General features: G+C 72.5%; 19 protein-coding genes. 11 read left to right on the top strand and 8 right to left on the bottom strand.

From position 1 onward, the window contains the following. The first annotated feature begins 163 nt into the window (after nucleotides 1–163). From pdxH to OG429_RS17605, 3 genes are all read left to right on the top strand, one after another. On the top strand, nucleotides 164–835 hold the full coding sequence (gene pdxH, locus OG429_RS17615) for a pyridoxamine 5'-phosphate oxidase (RefSeq protein ID WP_328926273.1): 672 nt from the start codon (nucleotides 164–166) through the stop codon (nucleotides 833–835). A 370-nt stretch (nucleotides 836–1,205) separates the two neighbouring features. Continuing rightward, nucleotides 1,206–2,516: a PAS domain-containing protein gene (locus OG429_RS17610; RefSeq protein WP_328926272.1), complete on the top strand. Its 1,311-nt coding sequence runs from the start codon at nucleotides 1,206–1,208 to the stop codon at nucleotides 2,514–2,516. Nucleotides 2,517–2,600: 84 nt separating this feature from the next. Continuing rightward, complete coding sequence (locus OG429_RS17605) at nucleotides 2,601–3,140, top strand: hypothetical protein (protein WP_328926271.1); 540 nt, start codon at nucleotides 2,601–2,603, stop codon at nucleotides 3,138–3,140. A gap of 5 nt (nucleotides 3,141–3,145) precedes the next feature. Here OG429_RS17605 and OG429_RS17600 read toward each other — a convergent pair whose 3' ends face one another. Further along, nucleotides 3,146–3,901 (bottom strand): SIS domain-containing protein, encoded by a 756-nt coding sequence (locus OG429_RS17600; RefSeq protein ID WP_328926270.1) that lies wholly within the window; start codon nucleotides 3,899–3,901, stop codon nucleotides 3,146–3,148. A 210-nt stretch (nucleotides 3,902–4,111) separates the two neighbouring features. Between OG429_RS17600 and OG429_RS17595 the strand changes: the two genes are divergently transcribed. Both OG429_RS17595 and OG429_RS17590 read left to right on the top strand, forming a co-directional pair. After that, nucleotides 4,112–4,804 carry a metal-dependent transcriptional regulator gene (locus OG429_RS17595; protein ID WP_328926269.1) on the top strand — a complete coding sequence of 231 codons (693 nt, stop codon included), beginning with the start codon at nucleotides 4,112–4,114 and terminating at the stop codon, nucleotides 4,802–4,804. Between the two features lie 288 nt (nucleotides 4,805–5,092). Then, nucleotides 5,093–5,986, top strand: coding sequence for an alpha/beta fold hydrolase (locus OG429_RS17590; RefSeq protein WP_328926268.1), 894 nt, complete (start codon nucleotides 5,093–5,095; stop codon nucleotides 5,984–5,986). A gap of 16 nt (nucleotides 5,987–6,002) precedes the next feature. Here OG429_RS17590 and OG429_RS17585 read toward each other — a convergent pair whose 3' ends face one another. The 4 genes from OG429_RS17585 to OG429_RS17570 all read right to left on the bottom strand — a co-directional run bounded on the left by OG429_RS17585 (nucleotide 6,003) and on the right by OG429_RS17570 (nucleotide 10,357). Further along, nucleotides 6,003–6,920, bottom strand: a complete 918-nt coding sequence (locus OG429_RS17585) for a hypothetical protein (protein ID WP_328926267.1) — start codon at nucleotides 6,918–6,920, stop codon at nucleotides 6,003–6,005. 136 nt (nucleotides 6,921–7,056) lie between these two features. Beyond that, nucleotides 7,057–8,706 (bottom strand): transporter, encoded by a 1,650-nt coding sequence (locus OG429_RS17580; RefSeq protein WP_328926266.1) that lies wholly within the window; start codon nucleotides 8,704–8,706, stop codon nucleotides 7,057–7,059. Continuing rightward, a complete protein-coding gene (locus tag OG429_RS17575; RefSeq protein WP_328926265.1) occupies nucleotides 8,703–9,548 on the bottom strand; it encodes an ABC transporter ATP-binding protein in 846 nt (281 codons plus the stop codon). Before OG429_RS17575 ends, OG429_RS17580 begins: the two co-directional genes overlap by 4 nt. A gap of 122 nt (nucleotides 9,549–9,670) precedes the next feature. Next, nucleotides 9,671–10,357, bottom strand: coding sequence for a bifunctional DNA primase/polymerase (locus tag OG429_RS17570; RefSeq protein WP_328926264.1), 687 nt, complete (start codon nucleotides 10,355–10,357; stop codon nucleotides 9,671–9,673). Nucleotides 10,358–10,571: 214 nt separating this feature from the next. Here OG429_RS17570 and OG429_RS17565 point away from each other — a divergent pair, with 214 nt between their 5' ends. Together OG429_RS17565 and OG429_RS17560 are read left to right on the top strand one after the other, a co-directional pair. Continuing rightward, entirely contained in the window at nucleotides 10,572–11,954 is a 1,383-nt protein-coding gene (locus tag OG429_RS17565; RefSeq protein ID WP_328926263.1) for a transcriptional regulator, read from the top strand. Nucleotides 11,955–12,079: 125 nt separating this feature from the next. Continuing rightward, entirely contained in the window at nucleotides 12,080–13,336 is a 1,257-nt protein-coding gene (locus OG429_RS17560; RefSeq protein ID WP_328926262.1) for a hypothetical protein, read from the top strand. Between the two features lie 45 nt (nucleotides 13,337–13,381). On the opposite strand, the gene OG429_RS17555 is transcribed toward OG429_RS17560, so the two are convergent. Then, nucleotides 13,382–14,713: an ABC transporter substrate-binding protein gene (locus OG429_RS17555; protein ID WP_328926261.1), complete on the bottom strand. Its 1,332-nt coding sequence runs from the start codon at nucleotides 14,711–14,713 to the stop codon at nucleotides 13,382–13,384. Nucleotides 14,714–14,921: 208 nt separating this feature from the next. Here OG429_RS17555 and OG429_RS17550 point away from each other — a divergent pair, with 208 nt between their 5' ends. After that, the gene (locus OG429_RS17550) at nucleotides 14,922–15,368 is read left to right on the top strand and encodes an SCO4402 family protein (RefSeq protein WP_328930318.1); all 447 of its coding nucleotides are present in this window, start codon (nucleotides 14,922–14,924) and stop codon (nucleotides 15,366–15,368) included. A gap of 14 nt (nucleotides 15,369–15,382) precedes the next feature. Further along, nucleotides 15,383–16,261, top strand: coding sequence for a formyltetrahydrofolate deformylase (gene purU / locus OG429_RS17545; protein ID WP_328926260.1), 879 nt, complete (start codon nucleotides 15,383–15,385; stop codon nucleotides 16,259–16,261). An 85-nt stretch (nucleotides 16,262–16,346) separates the two neighbouring features. Here purU and OG429_RS17540 read toward each other — a convergent pair whose 3' ends face one another. Continuing rightward, nucleotides 16,347–16,865 carry an EF-hand domain-containing protein gene (locus OG429_RS17540; protein WP_328926259.1) on the bottom strand — a complete coding sequence of 173 codons (519 nt, stop codon included), beginning with the start codon at nucleotides 16,863–16,865 and terminating at the stop codon, nucleotides 16,347–16,349. Between the two features lie 299 nt (nucleotides 16,866–17,164). Here OG429_RS17540 and OG429_RS17535 point away from each other — a divergent pair, with 299 nt between their 5' ends. Next, complete coding sequence (locus OG429_RS17535; RefSeq protein WP_328926258.1) at nucleotides 17,165–17,743, top strand: sigma-70 family RNA polymerase sigma factor; 579 nt, start codon at nucleotides 17,165–17,167, stop codon at nucleotides 17,741–17,743. Further along, the gene (locus OG429_RS17530; protein ID WP_328926257.1) at nucleotides 17,740–18,987 is read left to right on the top strand and encodes a zf-HC2 domain-containing protein; all 1,248 of its coding nucleotides are present in this window, start codon (nucleotides 17,740–17,742) and stop codon (nucleotides 18,985–18,987) included. The genes OG429_RS17535 and OG429_RS17530 overlap by 4 nt, the downstream gene beginning before the upstream one ends. A 51-nt stretch (nucleotides 18,988–19,038) precedes the next feature. Here the strand turns inward: OG429_RS17530 and OG429_RS17525 are convergent, their stop codons facing one another. Then, nucleotides 19,039–20,601: a class I adenylate-forming enzyme family protein gene (locus OG429_RS17525; protein ID WP_328926256.1), complete on the bottom strand. Its 1,563-nt coding sequence runs from the start codon at nucleotides 20,599–20,601 to the stop codon at nucleotides 19,039–19,041. Nucleotides 20,602–20,741 lie beyond the last annotated feature (140 nt).

Genomic DNA, 20,741 nt, shown 5'->3' with positions numbered 1-20,741 from the left:
CCGGCGTGATTCGCGGTCCGGCGCGGTCATCCCCGTTGATGCCCGGCACGGCCGATGGTCATCCGTGCGGGGACCTTCGGACCGGCCCCAAGATTTTGTCCGTTCCGGATGAACTGCGGAAGCGTGACATACGGCACACCGTCGATGGTCTGGCTGCGGCAGGATGGCCCGGGTGACCGACCAGGACCTTGACCCCGCCACCATGCGCAAGCAGTACCGCTCGCAGATCGTCGAGGAGGAGAGCCTCGCCGAGGATCCGCTGCGGCAGTTCGCCCGGTGGTTCCAGCAGGCCGCCGACGCGCACGTCTTCGAAGCGAACGCGATGATCGTCTCGACGGCGACCGCCGACGGCCGCCCCAGCTCCCGTACGGTGCTGCTCAAGCAGTTCGACGAGCGGGGTTTCGTCTTCTTCACCAACTACGGATCCCGCAAGGGCCGCGAGCTCGCAGAGAACCCGCACGTCGCCCTGCTGTTCCCCTGGCACCCCATCGCCCGCCAGGTCGTCGTCACCGGCACGGCCGCCCGTATCGGCCGCGACGAGACGGCGGCGTACTTCCGCTCCCGCCCGCACGGCTCGCAGCTGGGGGCCTGGGCCAGCGAGCAGTCCACGGTGATCGGCTCCCGCGCGGAGCTGGACCGCCGCTACGCCGAGCTCGCCGCCCGCTACCCGGAGGGCGAGCAGGTCCCGGTCCCGCCGCAGTGGGGCGGCATCCGGGTCACCCCCCACGAGGTGGAGTTCTGGCAGGGCCACGAGAACCGCCTCCATGACCGCCTGCGGTACGTCCGGGAGGGCGCGGAGTCCGAGGAGTGGCGCGTCGAGCGTCTCTGCCCGTAGCCCCGTAGCCCGCAAAAGCAGACGACCCGCGGGCTCGGGTCTCTCCCCTGCAGTGGGAGAAGCCGGCCGGACGTACCGGCGAGCCCGCGGGTCGGGTGACTGCTGTGGATTGGCGCCAGGCGTTCCGCCGGGCACCGCACTGGGTGCGTGCGACGACGGGCGCTTAGCCCGCAGCCACCTCACGCGTCCGGTTTCCGTACATTGCGGGAACCACCTCCCTTCTCGTGTAGGTCAGAGCCTAGGCAGGTGTCCCCGGGGCCACAACCGTTTATTTCGTGTACCCAATCCGTGGAAAGCGGTGTGGGCTGCGTCACGTTCCAGTTCAATGATCTGACGTGCCGCACACGCGAACACCTGCGGGGGGTGCCGGGTGAGTGCTTTCGGACGTAACGAGACCGACGACGATCTGCTCGCAGCGCTGCTGGACGGGATGGACGCCGCCTTGTGCGCGTTCGACGCCGACGGCGTGATCACCCACTGGAACCGCGAGGCCGAGCGGATCCTGGGCTGGTCCGCCGCCGAGGCCGTGGGGCGCAAGGGCTTCGAGGGATGGGCGGTGCGCGCCGCCGACGCGCAGGACGTGCAGGACAGACTCATGGCCGCCCAGGACGTGCCCGGCCGGCAGGTGCACGAGTTCGCGCTGCTGACCAAGGACGGCGGGCGCGTCCTCGTACGCACCCAGTCGGCCGGGGTGCCGGGCGCGGACGGGAAACCCGCCGGGGTGTACTGCGCCTTCAGCGAGGTGCACGCGCAGATCGACCTGGAACGGTCCATCGCGCTGAGCGAGGCCCTGCTGGAGGACGCCGCGTGGGGCGTCGTCCTCGTGGACGTCGACCTGCGGCCCGCCGTGGTCAACGCGCACGCCGCGCGCGTCCTCGGGACCGGGCGCACCGCCCTGCTCGGCCGCCCGCTCGGGGAACTGCTCGTCCAGGGCGTGGAGGAGCTGGAGGGCGCCCTCCAGCACGTGCTCGCGGAGGGGGCGCCGCCCGCGCCGGTGGAGCTGTGGGTGTCGGTGCGCACCGCGGAGGGTGTACGGCGGCGCTGCCTGCGGTGCGGATTCCTGCGGCTGGCCTCGCCGCTGGCGGAGGAGCCGGTGCCGCTCGGGGTCGGCTGGCTGTTCCAGGACGTCACCGAGGCCCGGCAGGCCCAGCTGGACACCGCGCAGCTGCGCTTCCGGTCCCACCAGCTGCACCGCGCGGGGCGGGCCGCCGCCGAGTGCGAGGATCCGGCCGAGGCCGCGGCCGTGCGCCTGGACTTCGCCCTCGCCGGCTTCGCCGAGCACGGGCTGCTCGACGTACTGGACCTGTCGGCCGGCCCCGAGCGGCGCAGGCTCGTGCGGTCCGCGGTCGCGCCGCCCGCGCTGCCGGGGCCCGGGTCGATCCCCGTGCGGTACGAGGCCGGGCATCCGGCGCTGCAGGCGCTCGACCGGATCGGCTCGGTGCGCAGTAGCGCCCCGCGCGGGGAGGCGGACCCGCGGTGGGCGCGGACCCGCCAGTGGCCGGAGGGCGCGGCGCACGCGCTGTGCACGGTGCTGCGCAGCCGGGGGCGGACGCTGGGCGCGCTGACCTTCCTGCGCGGGCCGTCGCGGGCCGCCTTCGAGCGCGCGGACGCGGCGTACGCGGAGGAGATCGCGGCCCGGATCGCGGCCGACCTGGACCTCGCGGCCCAGAACATCCCTTAGCCGCCGGGGCCTGACTCTCGGATCCTTGCCAGGGGCGGCCCCCGGGCTTGGAATCCATGATCGAATTCCGGCACACTGGGCGCCATGACACGGGGGCGTACGGGCTTGATCATCGGCGGCGCGTTCGGCCTCGCCTTCATCGGGGTGAACGCCGGCGCCGTGCCGCCGCTCGCCGTCCCGCTGCGACTGCTCGCCGTGGCCGCCTTCGTCGGCCTGTTCCTCACGCCACGGCCCCCGGCGGACCGCACCGGTGCCGACAGCGCCGCCGGCAGGGCCTTCGGGCGGCGCTACTGGCTGGTGGTGGCCGCCGAGGCGATCGCCGCGCTGGCCGGGATCGTCGTTCTGAAATGGGTACTCCACGCCCCGCAGCTGACGGTGGGGTGGATCGCGCTCGTCGTCGGACTGCACTTCTTCGGCCTCGCGGCCGCGTGGCAGCAGGCCTCGCTGCGCCTGCTCGGGGCCGCGATGGCGGCCTGCGGCGCCGCCGGACTGCTCCTCGGCGCGGCCGGCGCGGGAACCTCGGCCGTGGCGGCCGTCGCCGGGATCGCCCCGGGCGTGCTGCTGCTCGCCTCCGTGTGGTGGTCCGCCCTCGCCGCGCGGCCCCGCGCCACCGCCGGCAGCTGATGGCCCTAGTGGCGGAAGAAGATCCGGTCGCCGTACTCCTGCATGACGCGGCCGTTCCACTCGTGGCCGCCGTCGACGTTGCCCGAACGCAGCAGCGGCGGCTCCACGCCGCGGGCGGCGAGCTCGCCGGCGGCCGCCGCCATGACCGCCTGCATGATCGCGCTGGTCACGACGGTGGAGGCGGGGGCGAAGGGCGCCTCGATGCCGTCGAGGGTCAGCTCGGCGTCGCCGACCGCGATCTTGCTGTCGAGGACGACGTCACAGTGGTCCTTGAGGAAGGTGCCCGAGACGTGCCGTGACTTGGTCCCGGTCGCGTACGCCACCGAGGTCACGCCGATCACATTGAGACCGATGGCGCGGGCGTTCATGGCCATCTCGACCGGCAGGGCGTTGCGCCCCGAGAGGGAGATGATCACGAGGACGTCGCCGTCGGAGGCGGGGCTGCTGTCCAGGACGGCGCCGGCGAGACCGTCGACCCGTTCCAGGGCGCTGCCCAGCGTCGCCGGCATGACGTCGATGCCGGCCGTGCCCGGTACGGCGAGGAAGTTCATCAGGGCCAGTCCGCCGGCCCGGTAGACGACGTCCTGGGCGGGGAGCGAGGAGTGGCCGGCGCCGAAGGCGAAGAGCCGGTTCCCGGCGGCGACGGCGTCGGCGACGAGGGAGCCGGCCTCGGCGATCCGCACGCCCTCCTCGTCGCGGACCCGCTCCAGCAGGCCGATGGCGGCGTCGAAGAACTGACCGGCCAGCTTGCTCTCGCTCATACGCCGATGGCCTTCCGGGGGTGGGATGAGTCCGTGTCCGCCGCTCACCGTGCGGTCTGGACCAAGGGCCTGTCAATACGAACGTCAATCCCGAACGAAAGGCGACGCGGAGATGTCCGGGACAGGGCTTGACGCTCGGCACGGGACGGTTGTCGGCCTGATGCGTCAGAATTGGGGACAGGGCCAGCGCACGCTATCCGAGGGGCACGAATGTCCGGACTGATCGACACCACGGAGATGTATCTCCGCACCATCCTTGAGCTGGAAGAGGAAGGTGTGGTCCCCATGCGCGCCCGTATCGCCGAGCGGCTCGACCAGAGCGGACCGACGGTGAGCCAGACGGTGGCGCGCATGGAGCGGGACGGCCTGGTGGCCGTCGCCAGCGACCGGCACCTGGAGCTGACGGAGGAGGGGCGGAGGCTGGCGACGCGCGTCATGCGCAAGCACCGGCTCGCCGAATGCCTCCTCGTCGACGTCATCGGCCTGGAGTGGGAGCAGGTGCACGCCGAGGCCTGCCGCTGGGAGCACGTGATGAGCGAGGCGGTGGAGCGGCGGGTGCTGGAGCTGCTGCGCCACCCGACCGAGTCGCCGTACGGGAACCCGATCCCGGGCCTGGAGGAGCTGGGGGAGAAGGCCGAGGCGGACCCGTTCCTGGCGGACGGCATGATCAGCCTGGCCGAGCTGGACGCGGGCACCGACGGCAAGACCGTGGTCGTGCGCCGGATCGGGGAGCCGATCCAGACGGACGCCCAGCTGATGTACACGCTGCGGCGGGCGGGCGTGCAGCCCGGCTCGGTGGTGAGCGTGACCGCGTCCCCGGGTGGTGTGCTGGTGGGCAGCGGCGGCGAAGCCGCCGAGCTGGAGGCGGATGTGGCCTCTCACGTGTTCGTGGCGAAGCGTTGACGTCGTAGGGGATCCCGCCCGTACGGGTCGGCCCTGGTGTGGGCGGTCCCGGCGCCTCGCGGCGCCGGGACCGGTCCTCCCCTTGTGACCTGGAGCCCCGAGCTCTCAAGGTCGTCCCCTTCGGACCGTCTTCCCCGAGCGGCCCGCCTCCCTGTTGAAAGGATCTCCCTCGGCAGTGGCGGTCAATCCTTGAGCAAGGTCACTCGAAAGAGCGGTGTTGTCGGCGAGAAGCCTGTTTTCGAATGCGGGTTCGATAGTCTGGCCGGGAGCGAAGGGGGTGCATCTGCGGTGGTACAGCGCATCGATGTGACAGGGTCCGACGGCGTACGCCTGGCCGCCTGGGAGTTCCGCGAACCGCAGTCGCATCCGGCGGCGGCGGCCGAACCGCCGTCGGGTGAGGCCGGCTCCCGCCCGGCGGTGCTGTTACTCCACGGGCTCATGGGCCGCGCCTTCCACTGGGCCGGTACCGCGCGCTGGCTCGGCGAGCACCGCCGCGTCATCGCCCTCGACCAGCGCGGCCACGGCCAGAGCGACCGCCCGTCGGGCGGCCCGTACACGCGGGAAGCCTTCGTGGCCGACGCCGAAGCCGTCATCGAGCAGCTCGGCCTCGCCCCCGTGACGCTGATCGGCCACTCCATGGGCGCCCTGACCGCCTGGCAGCTCGCCGCCCGCCGCCCGGACCTGGTCGAAGCCCTGGTCATCTGCGACATGCGCGCCTCGGCCCTCGGCGAAGCCTCGCAGCAGGAGTGGGAGGACTGGTTCCACCGCTGGCCCCTGCCCTTCCCCACCCAGGACGCGGCCCGCCGCTGGTTCGGCGAGGACGACCCCCGGGTGGAGCGCCCCGACCCCGGCCGAGGCGCCTTCTTCGCCGAGGTCATGCACGAGGCCGCGGACGGCTGGCGCCCGCTCTTCTCCCGCCGCCAGATGCTGACGGCCCGCGAGACCTGGGTCCACGACGCCCACTGGGAGGAACTGGCCCAAGTCAGCTGCCCCGCCCTCGTGGTCCGCGGCCTGGACGGTGAACTGGGCCGGGCCGAAGCCCAGGAAATGGTCCGCGTCCTCCCGGCCGGCCAGTACGCGGAAATCCCGGACGCGGGCCACTACCTCCACTACGACCAGCCGACGGCCTGGCGCGCCGCCCTGGAACCCTTCCTCGACGGCATCAAGGCAGCTCAGATCTGAGCCGTGCGGCGGCCGCTCAGGCCTCGATGCGCACCCAGCTGTCACCGGCGCGCAGCCACAGCGTGCCGTCACGTCCCTGGCCGCACCGCAGGACCACCCGGCCGGGGACGCCCACCCGCTCCTCGCCGGTGACCACGCACCCGCCGTCGGCCAACTCGACGCGGGTCACCGTAACGGTGGGCTCGTAGTGCTCGCGGCTGGTGAGGACCGCACGGTTGCCGCGCACGGCGAACCCGTCCGGGTCCCTCACCGGGCTGCGGTAGCTCGTGACTTCGCCGGTGGCGGGGGTGATCCGGCTCAGGAAGGTGCCCTCGTGGCCGTACCAGACCAGCCAGACCGACTCGCCTTCCGTGGCGGCCGTGCAGCCCTCCAGGGGCCAGACGGGAAGCCGTCCCCGCGGAGCCCACGTGGCCGCGCCGTCGATGCTCCAGCCCGCCAGACCGGCAGCGGTCTCCGGGTGCTCCCCGTAGATGCCCTCATCGCCGTAGGCGGTCCAGATGCCCCCACGGCGGTCGGTGACCAGGGCCGGGATGTCGTCACCGACGCAGAAGGCGCCCTCCGGCCGCCCCTCGGGGGAGTACACGAAGGCGTTGTTCCGCCAGGCGCCCTCCCCGTCGCGGTGCGTACGGCCTGACACGACGAGAAACCGGGACTCCGGGAGGAGGGCCAGGTGACTGGGCCATATGTCTATGCCGAGGACCGGTGTACGCCGCTCTCCCCGACCCGAGACGACGACCAGCTCCGCGTCGAACGGACGCCGGACGCGCCAGCCGATCCAGCCCCTCGGGTACTTCTCGCGGCTCAGGTAGCGCTCCTGGACCAGCATCACGGCGAGCTCGCCGTCGGTCCCCGCGCTCCACCACAGCGCACGCCACCCCGCCCGGACATCGGCGGGGGACAGGCTCCAGACGACGGGCGGTTCGCCAACAGTCATGGGCGTTCACCTTCACGACTCCGGGGGCCTACGCCGCCCGAAGATCGCCACGCTACACGCGGCCAGGGGCGAGTGGGGCGTGATCCTCCACTCGAACCTGACCGCGGTCCCCTCCGTGACCCCCGTCGGGCCGGCGTCAGCCCTTGCTCACCGCGGCCAGGATCTCCGGCAGCCTCCGTGCCACCGTCGGCGCCGACAGGCGCAGGCCCGACCAGGTCGCCAGCGCGCCCCAGGCCGCGCCCAGCGGGAGCAGCAGCCAGGAGATGTCCTGGTGGTCCGCCACGTTGAGCCAGATCGTCAGGGCGATCACCGGGGCGCAGATCAGCGCCGACGCCAGCATGCCGCCGAAGACGCTCATCCAGGCCAGGCCGCCCTGCCCCGGGGCGGCGTTCTTGAAGGCGCCTTCCGACGGGATGGAGTACGGGAAGCGGCCCGAGGCGATCGCCCCCGTGCAGAGCATCCCGCCCAGCAGCGCCAGGGCCAGGCCCAAGGCCGCGGGGAAGCCGGACCAGTTGCCGACCAGGGCGGCCGTGACCACCGTGACGAAGACCGTGTACGGGACGGTGACCAGGGCCAGCGCGGCGGCGCGGGCGCGCAGCTCCACGTACGCGTCGCGCCGGGTGGAGATGGTCTGCGCGACCATCCAGAACGCCGAGGTGTCCTGCCCGAACTGGTTGTACATCTGGACGCCGAGCATTCCGGAGCCGAAGCAGACCAGGTAGATGGATCCCGTGCCCTGCAGCGCGTTGAAGACCGGGACGATCAGACCGATCGCCAGCGCCGTCACGAAGGCCGACTTCGTCTTCGGGTCGCGGACCGTGTAGCGCAGGGTCCGCTGCATGGCCGCGCCCGTCCGGCCCGCCGGCAGCAGCGACCAGAAGCCGCCCGTGCCGCGGTCCTTCTCCGGCTTGGCGGCCGTGATCGTCGAGCCGTCCGGTGTGACCATCAGCTTGGTCAGGCTGCGCTCCCAGAACCAGAGCAGCAGGACCAGCGCGCCGACGGTGAGCGCCAGCTGGGCCGCGGCGACCCCGTACGCGCCCTCGCTCGCCGAGTCCACCATGCCGACCGCGGTCACCGGCGGCAGCCACCGCACCACCGCCTCGGCGGGCTCCAGCTGGGCCAGTCCGCCCGACTGGAACAGGCGCTGGCTGGCGAAGTTGGCCAGCTGCGCGCCCACCGCGATCAGCAGACCGCTGAGCAGCGCCAGGTCGCGCCCCTTGCGGCTGGTCAGCAGCCGCACGTTGGCCGTGGCCACCGCGCGGGCGAGGGTCACGCAGCCCAGCAGCAGCAGCGGTACGGCCACCACCGCGGCCGCGATGCCCGCGCCGCCCCGCGCGACGGCCAGTACCGAGCCGACCGCCAGGCACAGCGTGAACAGCGGTCCGATGCCGATCAGCGAGGAGGCCAGGAGGGCCCGTACGAGGGGACGCGGGCGCAGCGGCAGCATCACCAGCCGGCTCGGGTCGAGCGTCTCGTCCCCGCCGGGGAAGAACAGCGGCATGACGGTCCACGAGAGCGCCATGATCGCGGCCAGCAGTACGACGACCGTGCCCGCGTGGGCGTTGCCGTGCAGCATGGCCAGGCCGAGCGTGACGAAGAAACCGACGACGATCGCGAGGACCAGGGAGCCGATCCAGGCGGCCTTGCGCTTGGAGGAGCCCTTGAGCCCGTTGCGCAGCAGCGACAGCTTCAGCCGGACGAAGACGGCGGTCACCGGGACGGACCCGGCGGCGGTGGCCGGGGCGGCGGGTGCGGAGGGCGTGGCGAGAGCGCCGGTCGCGGTCATCGGGCGGCCGCCGTACCGGAGCCGCCGCCCAGCCAGTCCAGCGAGTCCCCGGCCGCGTCGCGCCCGTGTGCGCCGACCAGTTCGAGGAAGGCGGCCTGCAGGGAGGGCGCGGAGCCCCGTACGTCGGCCAGCGGGCCCGCGGCGCGGATCCGCCCGGCGGCCATGACGGCCACCCAGTCGCACAGCGACTCGACGAGCTCCATCACGTGGGAGGAGAAGACGACCGTGGCACCGGACGCGGTGTAACGTTCCAGCACTCCGCGGATGGTCTGCGCCGACACCGGGTCCACGCCCTCGAACGGCTCGTCCAGGAAGAGCACTTCGGGGTTGTGCAGCAGCGCGGCCGCCAGGCCGATCTTCTTGCGCATGCCCGTCGAGTAGTCCACGACCAGCTTGTGCTGCGAGCCCGCGAGGTCCAGGACGTCCAGCAGCTGCGTCGCCCGCTTGTCCGTCTCCTCGCCCGACAGCCCGCGCAAGCGGCCCATGTAGCCGAGCAGTTCCCGCCCCGACAGCCGCTCGAAGAGCCGCAGCCCCTCCGGCAGCACGCCGATCCGCGCCTTCACCTCGACCGGGTCCGCCCACACGTCGTGCCCGGCGACCAGCACCCGCCCCATGTCCGGGCGCAGCAGCCCGGTCACCATCGACAGCGTCGTCGTCTTGCCCGCGCCGTTCGGGCCGACCAGACCGATGAACTTGCCCGCGGGCAGCTCCAGGTCGATCCCGGCGACGGCCACCTGCTCGCCGAAGCGCTTCCACAGACCTTCCACCCGCACGGCGGACGGCGCGGATCGCGCGCCACCCGTCCCGTACGTCCCGCTCGTCGCATCACCCTGGTCCGGCATGCGCCTGCCTCTCGTCACACGTCCCCGTTGGTCGTTCTTTCCTCACCATAGGAGGAGGGGAAGAGGCCCGAGCAGTTACTTATGTCATCAGTTTCCGGTCAGTAATGTCCCTGCCCGCGGGGTCAGCCCTGACGCCGCTTGCGCTCGGCCGCGGCCTCGCTCCCGCACGCGTACGCCAGCGCGTCGATCAGCTCCTCGGTGTCCGGCAGCCACCGGTTCGCCGGCGTGGGCCGCCGCGCCCACTGGACCGAGCCCCGGCCGCCGAAGCGGGTGGGCGGGGCGGCCACGTACTCGCCCTCGCCCCGGGCGGCGAGGTCGATCGCCGACGGCGTCCAGCCCAGCTTGCGCACCAGGTCCGTCATCTTGGCCCCGGCGCCGGGCAGGACGAAGAACAGCATCCGGTGGTCGGGCGTGAGCGCGACCGGTCCGAGCGTGCGCTGCATCCGCTCCAGCCGCGCCAGCGCCAGGAACCCGGCGGTGTCCGGCACGTCCAGCGCGTCGAACGTCCGGCCCGTCGGCATGAGGATCGAGGCCTTCGGGTGCTTCGCCCAGATCCGCCGGACCTGCACCGCGCTGCCGGTCGCCAGCGCCGCCCAGTCCGTCACCGCCGGGTGGGCGCCGGGCGCCACGCAGTCCTCCGCCCCGCAGGAGCACAACTCACGCCCGTCGCCCGCCTCCAGCCAGGTGCCGGCGAAGACGTCCCAGTGCCGTTCTTCCGCGTACCGCACGGCATGGTCCAGCAACTGCTCGCCGCGCTGCTTGGGGATGGGTGCGGTCTCCGTGACTGTGATGGTCTCTTCCACGCCCATACCAACTATCCGGCTCACCCGGGGTTACGGGCGTAAACCGGCCGGTGGGCGGAGCATCGATCCTGCATACGGGGCGCACTGATGCACGGGCGGGGGCGCGTGGGAGGACGGGGCGCGGTCGCTGGGTAGCGACAAGACGCAGAGCGGAAGATTCTCCGCACATCAGGCGGGAAGTGATCATTCCAACGATCACCCGCGGCCTCAGGGGGTTTTCATGGCAGCCAGGCCTCTCGTCGCCCGCCAGCCGAACGAACGGCTGCAGGCGCTCATCCAGGAAGCCGGGTGCTCCAATGCCGGGCTCGCCCGGCGCGTCAACATGTGCGGCTCGGAACACGGTCTCGACCTCCGTTACGACAAGACGTCCGTGGCCCGCTGGCTGCGCGGCCAGCAGCCGCGCGGCCGGGCCCCGGGGATCATCGCCGAGGCGATCGGGCGCAAACTCGGCCGGGCCGTCACCATCGACGAGATCGGCATGGCCAACGGCAAGAACCTGGCCTCCGGCGTCGGCCTGCAGTTCTCCCCGACCGTCGTCGGCGCCATCGAGCAGGTCTGCGAGCTGTGGCGCAGCGACGTGGGCCGGCGCGACTTCCTGGCGGGCTCCAGCGTGGCGGCCTCCGCGCTCGTCGAGCCGAGCCGCGACTGGCTGATCACCGGCGCCGACACGCAGGTCGCCCGCAGCGTCGGTTCGCGGGTCGGCATGTCCGACGTCGAGGCCGTACGGGCCACCACCGAGGCCCTCACCGAACTCGACCACCGCTTCGGCAGCGGGCACGTCCGGCCCGTGGTCGTGCACTACCTCAACTCGGTGGTGTCCGGACTGATCGGCGGCTCGTACCGGGAGCCCGTCGGGCGCGCGCTGTTCGCGGCCGTGGCCCGGCTGACGGAACTCGCGGGCTACATGGCGGTGGACACGGGCCAGCCGGGCCTGGCCCAGCGCTACTACATCCAGGCCCTGCGGCTGGCACAGGCGGCCGGCGACCGGGCGTACGGCGGGTACGTGCTCGCGGCGTCGATGAGCCACCTCGCGGCGGAGCTCGGCAACCCGCGGGAGATCGCGCAGCTGGCGCGGGCCGCCCAGGAGGGGACGCGGGGGCAGGTCACCCCGCGGGTGGAGGCCATGTTCTACGCGGCCGAAGCGCGCGGGCACGCGCTGCTCGGGGACACCCGGGCGACGGCGGTGCTGTCGTCGCGGGCCGTCAGCGCGCTGGAGCGGGCGGAGCCGGAGTCGGGCGACGACCCGGTGTGGATCCGCCACTTCGGCCAGGCGTACCTCGCGGACGAGCTGGCCCACTGCCACCGGGACCTGGGCCAGGCGGAGGCGGCGGCCCGGCGGGCGGAGGAGGCCCTGCGAGGTCTCCCCGAGGGCAAGGCGCGCCGCCGGGCCATCGGGCTGCTGCTGCTGGCGGCGGCGCAGGTGCAGCAGCGGGAGGTGGAGCAGGCCTGCCAGACGGCCACGAAGGCGGCGGACCTGCTGGAGGGGCTCCGCTCGAACCGGGGTACGGAGTACCTGGACGACTTCAGGGCGCGGCTGGAGCCGTACCGGGAGGAGGCGGCGGTGCGGGAGTTCGGGGCGCGGCTGGACGCGCGGGTCGCCTAGCGGGTCGGGGCGGCCCCGGTCCGGGCCGGGCGCCGGTGATTCGGCCGACATTGGCCATCAACCACGGGGACGGTAGCGTGAGCCGACGGTTCCGTAGGTTCGGGCAAGTCGGAGAAGGAGACCCGGTGACGGAGAACGGACAGGGGAGCGCCCCCCAGCCGGGTGCCCCGTGGGGTCCGGACCCGGCGTCCGGCTACCCGGAGTACCCCGGGCAGCAGCAGGCGGCGGCCGGGCACGTTCTGGGGCCCGGGTACGAGGGGCCGGGGGCTCCGCACGGCTACGGCTACCCGCCGCTGCCCGAGGCGGCCACCCAGTACATCGCGCCGGTGCCGGCGGCCCCGGCCGCCGCGGCACATCACGAGGCGGCGACGCAGTACATCGCGCCCGTTCCGGCCGCGCCGGCGCACGACGAGGCGGCGACGCAGTACATCGCGCCGGTGCCGGCGGCCCCGGCACATCACGAGGCGGCGACGCAGTACATCGCGCCCGTTCCGGCCGCCCCGGCGCACGATGAGGCGGCGACCCAGTACATCCCGCCGGTTCCCGCCGCGGGCGGGCCGGAGCCGTTCGGCGGGTTGTTCCGCGGCGACGACTCCGCCGGGCACACCCAGCACCTGCCGCCGATCCAGGAGCCGGTGCTGCGCCGGCCGCCGCCGCGCCCCTACCCGCCGCGCGGGCAGGACCCCGTATCTCCGCAGCCGCAGCAGCTCCAGCAGCCGCAGTACGCGCCGCCCCCGCTGCCGGAGCCGGCCCGCAAGATCTCTCCCGCGATCATCGCGGCGGTGGTCATCGGGCTGGTCGTCGTCGGACTCGGCGTCGGATCGCTGCTCGGCGACGGCAAGCCGCAGAACAGCGGCCCGGCCGCGGCGCCCGCCGCGCCCAGCGCGAGCGGTGCCACGGCGGCGCCCGCCGGCGAGGCCCCCGTGGACCCGGGCCGCACGCAAGCCGTCCAGCTGGACAAGCTCCTCGCGGACAGCAACGACAGCCGGGCCTCGGTGATCAAGGCCGTGGACGACATCAAGGGCTGCAAGAACCTCGACCAGGCGGCCGCCGACCTGCGCGACGCGGCCCGTCAGCGCGAGGAGCTCGTCACCCGCCTCCAGGAGCTCAAGGTGGACCAGCTCCCGGAGAACGCGAAGCTGACCGCCGCCCTCACCAAGGCCTGGCGGTCCTCCGCGGACGCCGACAACAGCTACGCGGCCTGGGCGGACGACGTGGACGACGACAAGTGCAAGGACGGCAAGTCCAAGAACTCCGAGAACGCCGTCGCCGGCAACAAGGCGAGCGGCGAGGCGACGAGGGCCAAGGAATCGGCCGCGGTGCTCTGGAACAACATCGCGGCCAAGTACGGACTCACCAAGCGCGACAAGTCGCAGCTCTGAGACCGGCCCCCTCCCGGGGGAGGGGGCCGACGGGCCCGCCGGGGCTCAGGCCGCCCGGGGAGCCTGTTCCAGCGTCGACGTCATGTCCTGCGAAGCCTCGCCCTCCTGGGCGACGAGCCGGCCGGACTGGACGATCTGGAAGGTGACCCGGCCGTTGACGATGCGGGGGAAGCCGGCGACGGCGCGCATGTCCTGGTAGCGCCAGCTCAGGTCCGGGGTGAGTCCGCCGGTCTTGATCGCCTGAGACTGGTTGAGCATGTGCCCGACCTTGCGGGCGGTGATGCCCTCGTCCTCCTTGAAGCGCTTCACGATTTCGCTCAGCACGGTGTACGCGATCCAGGTGGTCTGCGCGCCGGTGTCGTCGGGGTCGACGGTGTCGTCGCCGAACGCGTAGTCGGCGATCACCTTGCGCATCGGCTGCCAGAGCGGGTCGTTGGCCACCGGGTACCAACTGGTCAGGAACGCGCCCTCGAAGGGGCTCTCCTTGCCGCCGGTGCGGTCCACCAGGGACTGGCTGACGCTGCCCAGGACCGAGGAGATCTGCGGCTTGCGGTTCTGCGTGTCGGCGGCCCGGCGGAAGGCGTCGAAGAACGTCTCGGTGCGCTGCTCGCCGAGCACCGCCGTCACGCAGCCCTTGCCCTTCTCCTTGGAGTCCTTCGAGTCCTTGGAATCCCTGGCGTTGGCGGCAGCGGCGGAGGAGGTGGTGTTGGAGAGGGCTTCACGGGCCTGCGGGGAGAAGTCGGCGGAGTCCTCGGCGGCCCGGATGTCGGAGGCGTCGCCCAGCTTGTTGGCCTTGAGCCCGGCGTTCAGCAGGACCGGCATCGAGTCGCCCGCGAGGGTGTCGGGGCGGACCAGGGCGACCTGGGTGCACGCGCGGGCCAGCTGGTGGCCGGCGCCGGCGAGGAGCACGGGCTGGCCGCCGTTGACGGGGTAGGAGAGGGTCGACTGGAACTCCTCGGACGTGACCCCGTACCCCCCGATGAACGGGATGCCCTCGGCCTCCAGCGGGGCCATGAAGGCGCGTCCGTGCTGGCTGTAGGAGCCGACCACGGCGATGGCCTTCTCCTTGACCGCCTTGCGGGCGCAGTCGGCGGCGCCGGTGGGGGTGTTCTTCTCGTTGCAGGTCAGTACGCGGAGTTTGCGCCCGTTGATGCCGCCCTTGGCATTGACCCAGCGCTCGTACGCCTTGGCCATGCCGGGCATTCCGGGCATGTTGGTCGCCTTGGTGTCCTCGGGTGCGAACGTCATGACGGTGAGGGTGTCCCCGGAACCCCCCGTGCCTCCGGGGAGCGCCCCGCACCCGGCGACGAGACACGCACCCATCGCCGTGGCCAGGAAAGTGCGGGAGAGGGCTGCTGCACGTCGCAGATCGGTCATGTCCACGCACCATTCCGCTCCGCGGGGAACTGGAGAGTGAGCTGGACACAACGTTGGGTGACGCCCAGGTGAATTACCGGGGGGAAGTTCATATTCCGTTTGTTCACACGCGCCTCAAGATCCCGGAGAGCGGGAACGTACGATCGAGTGCGTGACATTCGCCCAAGGTTCGAAGAACCCTTCCCGACGCGGTGGCCGCTCCTCCACCATGGGCGGCATGCCCCTGAACGACATGCCGTGGTGGCGCTGGCGCAGCAACGTGCGCTCGGCGCTGCACATGCTCTCCGACCCCGCCTTCCACGAGGACACCTGGCTGGCCGGCGCCGAAGGGTACGGGGACGTCACCGACGCCGTGTACCGGCTCGTCGAGGACACCTGGCTCGACAGCTGGTCCGCCGAGAAGTACGTCGGCACGATCTTCCGCGACTCCCAGGAGGCGGCCCTGGTCGACCTGGCCGTGCTGCGGGTGCTCCGCATCCTGCACCAGGTCGGGCCCGACGCACCCGTTTCCGTCTACCTGGAGCACCACGCCTGGCCCGAGGCGGTCCGTGCCGCGCGCGAGGCGCACGTACGGCTGGCGGTGGCAGACGGGGACGATCCGGACGTCCGGCCCACGTCGCTGGAAGTGCTGAGGATCCTCACCCGCGCGGTGTGAAAGGCTATGCGGTCATGAGCGACCCGCAGCCCGAGGCACAGCCGCAGCCCCAGTACGTCCTTACCGTGTCCTGCCCTGACAAGCAGGGCATCGTGCACGCCGTGTCGAGTTACCTCTTCATGACCGGCTGCAACATCGTGGACAGCCAGCAGTTCGGAGACCGGGAGACCGGACTCTTCTTCATGCGGGTGCACTTCGAGGCCGAGCCGACGGTGACGGTGGAGAAGCTGCGCGCGAGCTTCGCCGCGATCGGCGAATCCTTCCGGATGGACTGGCAGATCCACCGCTCCGACGAGCGCATGCGGATCGTGCTGATGGTGTCGAAGTTCGGCCACTGCCTGAACGACCTGCTGTTCCGCACGTCGATCGGCGCCCTGCCCGTCGAGATCGCGGCCGTGGTCTCCAACCACACCGACTTCGCTGAGCTGGTGGGCTCGTACGACATCCCGTTCGTGCACATCCCGGTGACGAAGGACACGAAGGAGGCGGCGGAGGCGGAGCTGCTGAAGCTCGTGCGCGCCGAGAACGTCGAGCTGGTCGTGCTCGCGCGGTACATGCAGGTGCTGTCCGACACCCTGTGCAAGGAGCTGAGCGGGCGGATCATCAACATCCACCACTCGTTCCTGCCGAGCTTCAAGGGCGCGAAGCCGTACCACCAGGCGCACGCGCGCGGTGTGAAGCTGATCGGCGCGACCGCGCACTACGTGACGGCGGACCTGGACGAGGGGCCGATCATCGAGCAGGAGGTCGAGCGGGTCGGCCACGAGGTGACCCCCGACCAGCTGGTGGCGATCGGGCGCGACGTGGAGTGCCAGGCGCTGGCGCGCGCGGTGAAGTGGCACAGCGAGCACCGCGTCCTGCTGAACGGCAGCCGCACGGTGGTCTTCGCCTAGCCCGGGGCGGGCCGACTCGGCCGGTTCCGGGGGCACACCCCCGGCACCGGCCCCGGCCCCGGCCGCGGCTCCGCGCAACCCGCCGTCAGGCGTCCGGCGCCTCCACCCCGCAGTAGCCCGCGAAGGCCGTCAGGATCTCTTCCTCCGAGATGCGGCCGTCGCCGTCGGCGTCGAGGGCCGCCGCCACCTGCGTGGCCAGTTCCGGCGGTGTGCCGAGGACCCGCAGGACCCGCGCCGCGGCCGCGGGGGCCGCGCCGCCGCCCTCTCCGTCGGCCACCGCGATCACGGCCCGCAGGAACGGCCGCGCGATCTCCGCGAACCGCTGAGGGCTGTCCCGCAGCCGCTTCGCCGCCCCGGTGATGAACTCCTCGCGGGACACCCGCTGGTCCCCGTCGACATCCGCGATCCCGGCCATCCCCTGCCAGAACGCCTCGGCGCCGGCGAACACGGCCTGGCCCTTGTCCGACCGGGCGGTGGTACCGAATTCGGCCAGGACGGCCTTCGCGGCCGCGCTGAAGTCCTCCCGGTCGATATAGCCGGACCCGTCCTGGTCGAAGGTGGCGAATCGGGCGGCGATCTTGCGCTCGTATTCTGCGCTGTCCATGTTCGGCGTTCCGCCTTCACGTGTGCGGTGGGTTCAGATCAAGACAGGCAGGAGCGTAAGGCCTACGTGGCCTGCGCGTTAAGCGAAGTGGTCAAGGAGGCGGCCGCATCGAACCCGCGCACGGGGAGCGCGGCGGGGCGCGTACGCATGTGCGCATGTGCCGCCGCCCGTACCACGGTTCACGCGCTGCCACGCGCCTAACACGGAGGGTTCACTTCCGAAGTGACCTTCCCGCAAAACGGGCGCACCTGCCCATGTGGCCATTACATTCGATGCGTCGACACACGGCTGGGGGCACCATGCCTAAGGACGTACCACCGCGTTGGGACCGCCGCATGCAGCAACGCCTGGCGCGCGGGGAGGCCGCCGCGCTCGGAGAGCTGTACGACCGGTTCGCCTCGCTCGTGCACAGCCTGGCGCACCGCGTGCTGGGTGACGAGAAGGCGGCGGACCGGATCACCCGCGAGGTCTTCGGCTACATCTGGGAGAACCCGGACGCCTACGACCCCAAGCAGGGCTCCATGCGCTCCTGGGTCGCCCGGATCGCCCAGGGCCAGGCCGTGGCCCGGTTGCGCCAGGCCGAACTGGGCCGCGGCTCGCGCGAGGAGCTGGAGCAGAAGGTGCGCAGCGCCAACGCCGCCGCCCGCGCGGACTACATCGTCACCTCCATGCCCACGCCGCTGCGTGCCGCGCTCGAACTCGCGTACTTCAAGCGGCGCGACTACCGGCAGGCCGCCGCCGACCTCCACATCAGCGAGGACGAGGCGCGGCGCCGGCTGCGGCTCGGGCTGCAGCTGCTGTCGACCGCCAACACCCTCCCGCAGGAGGACCCCGCCCAGCCCGGATACGGCCCGCGCGAGTACGGAACGCCCCGATGAACGGTCCCGCCGAGTCCCACGACGACGGATACGAGCGGCCCGGCGGCCAGGTGTGGATACCGGGTCCGCGCGGGGCCGCCGACGACCTGGATCCGCGGCACGCGCCCCCGGTCCCGGAGCCGTCGGCGGCTGCGGTGCCGCCGCCCACGCACGCCGTGCTGAAGTCCCTGCTCGGGGCGTGGGCGTTGGCCGCGTGCTCCGCCGAGGAGACGCAGGCGGTGGAGGACCACCTCACCGAGTGCGCGCCCTGCGCGGACGAGGCGCTGCGGCTGCGCGACGCGGTGGGGCTGCTGCACCCGGAGGAGAACCTCGACCTGGGTCCGCTGCTGCGCTCGCGGGTGCTGGAGGACTGCCTCGGCAAGCGGCCGGCCCGCATTCCGGTGCCGGCGTGGGCGAACCCGTACGACACCGAGACCGCGCGGCTCGACGCGCTGCTCCAGGACTTCGGCGACTCCGAGTGGCACACCCCGGTCCGGCTGAAGTGGTTCGAGGAGGAGCGGCGGATGACGCACCGGACCACGGTGGCGGGGGTGATCGGGCACCTGCTGACGGTGGACGGGATGGTGGCCGCCGCGCTGGGGCTGGACGACCCGCTGGGGAAGGAGGCGCCGGAGGGCGGCGGCACGACCGCGCGGACGGAGGCCTTCTGGAACGCCTCGCAGTACCCGGCCACCCGGAAGGTCCGCGAGCCGTGGCGGGAGCAGGGCCACACGCTGGTGCGTACGGTCTCCTTCGCCGGCCGTGGCGTCGCCGAGCTGGCGGTGGACTACGGGGGCTTCGTACTGCCGCTCGGGGACGCGTTCCTGGAGCGGGCCTTCGAGTGCTGGGTGCACGCGACGGACATCGCGGAGGCCGTGGACTACCCGTACGGGCTGCCGTCCGGGCCGCATCTGCACCGGATGATCGACCTGGCGGCGCGGCTCCTGCCGCGGGCCCTGGCGAAGCGGCGGCGCGACGGCCTGGCGGCACCGGCGCGCGGCCTGGTCGCGGCGGGCGCGCCCGGGCGGACCCTGCACCTGGAGATCGAGGGCGCGGGCGGCGGCGGCTGGGACATCGCGCTGGACTCGCCCGCGGCGAAGCCGTCGCCGGAGCGGACGGTGGCGGAGATCGCCCTGGACGGCATCGAGTTCTGCCAGCTGGCGGCGGGCCACATCTCCCCGGAAGAGGCGGCGGTGGGCCAGCACGGCGACCGCGAGGCGATCCGGGACGTACTGTTCGCGGCGGCGTCGCTGAGCCGGATGTAGCCGGTTCGCGCCGGTTCATGCCGGGGGCTTGGCCGCCCCCGGCCGGCCGGGTCAGGAGTAGCGTTCGCGGAGGCGGTACTTCAGGACCTTGCGCAAGGCGTCGTTGCGAGGGAGGGACTCCAGGAGTTCCAGCTGCTCCGGGAGCTTGTGCGGGGACAGGCCCTGACCGCGGAGGTACGAGGTCAGGGCGGTCAGGGTCAGCGGCGGGGCCGCGCCCGGGACCGGCTCCACCACCGCGCAGACGCGCTCGCCGCGCTCCGCGTCCGGAAGCCCGATGACCGCCACGTCCGCCACACCGGGCACCTGGTGCAGCAGGTCCTCGATCTCCTTCGCCGAGATGTTCTCGCCCTTGCGGATGATGACGTCCTTGCTGCGCCCCGTGAGGACCAGGTACCCGTCCTGCGTCAGGTGGCCGAGGTCGCCCGTGATCAGGTAGCCGTCGGGGTCGAAGACCTCCGCCGACTGGTCCCGGTTCAAGTAGCCCTGGCAGACCGCCTCGCCCCGGAGGCGGACCTCCCCGTCCGTGTCCGGAGGGAGCGGCGTGCCGTCGGCGGACGTGATGCGGATGGACATGCCCGCCGGCGGGCGGCCCTCGGTGGTGGCGAGGTGTTCCGGGGTGTCGTCCGGGGAGCCCATGGTGATCATCGGGACCTCGGTCATGCCGTAGCCGTGGGTCAGCTGGCAGCCCATCTCGCGTACGACCGCGTGGTAGATCTCCGGCGGCTTGGGGGCGCCGCCGCCCGCGAGGAGGCGCAGGGTGGGGATGAGCTTGGCGGCGGGCTCCTTGCGCTGCTCCGTGAGGAACATGGAGTAGAAGGCCGTCGACCCGCCGGCCACCGTGACCCCGTGGCGGCGGTAGCCGTCCAGCGCGTCGGGCATCGCGAACTTCTCGAAGAGGACCGCGGGGAAGCCGTACAGCAGCAGCATCACGGTGTAGTCGGGCCCGGCTATGTGCGCGAAGGGGAAGGCCATCGAGCCGACGTCGGCCGGGGTCAGGTGCAGGGCGTGCGCGAGGCAGGAGCCGCCCGCGATCAGGGAGCGGTCGGTGTGCAGGACGCCCTTGGGGTCGGAGGTGGTGCCGGAGGTCCAGTAGATCCACCGGACGTCCGTGCCGGAGGCGGGCGGCGGCGGGAGTACGGCCGGGTCGCCGTCGGGCAGGGTCCCGTACGCCTCGAACACGCCCCGCGCGCCGAGCCGGGCGGCCATCGCGGTGTGGTCGTACCCGCGCCAGGTGCCGGGGACGGCGAAGTACTCGGCCTTGGACTCGCGGAGCGCGAAGCCGACCTCGCGGTCCCGGTAGAAGGGGATGACGGGGGACTGGACGGCGCCGATCCGGGCGAGGGCGACCGAGAGCAGCACGGTCTCGATGCGGGTGGGGAGCTGCCAGGCGACGACCGTGCCGGGGCGTACGCCCATCCCGTGCAGGCCCGCGGCGACGCGTTCGGAGCGGTCGCGCAGCTCCGCGAAGGTCAGCCGGCGGTCCGTCGACGCGTCTGCCCGGGGCGTTTCGGCGGCTTCGACGAGAACGGTGGTGTCCGGGGTCAGGGCGGCCCGGCGGGTGATCAGTTCCCACAGGGTCGCGCTGCGGCTCAGTTCTGTCGCGGTGTCCGTCATCCCGGACCTCCCCTTGGCCAGAAGCAGCTGACGGCTAGTCAGATCAAGCGCAGAGCGTAGGCGGCCGACGCTTGTCGGTCCAGGGGTGGCGGGGCTAGCTTGTTTCTGACGATCCATCAGATCGGTGAATTGGGGAGACT

Origin of the sequence: Streptomyces sp. NBC_00190 (assembly GCF_036203305.1) — a bacterium.
GTDB lineage: Bacteria > Actinomycetota > Actinomycetes > Streptomycetales > Streptomycetaceae > Streptomyces.
This window is presented reverse-complemented; position numbering and strand designations above follow the sequence as displayed.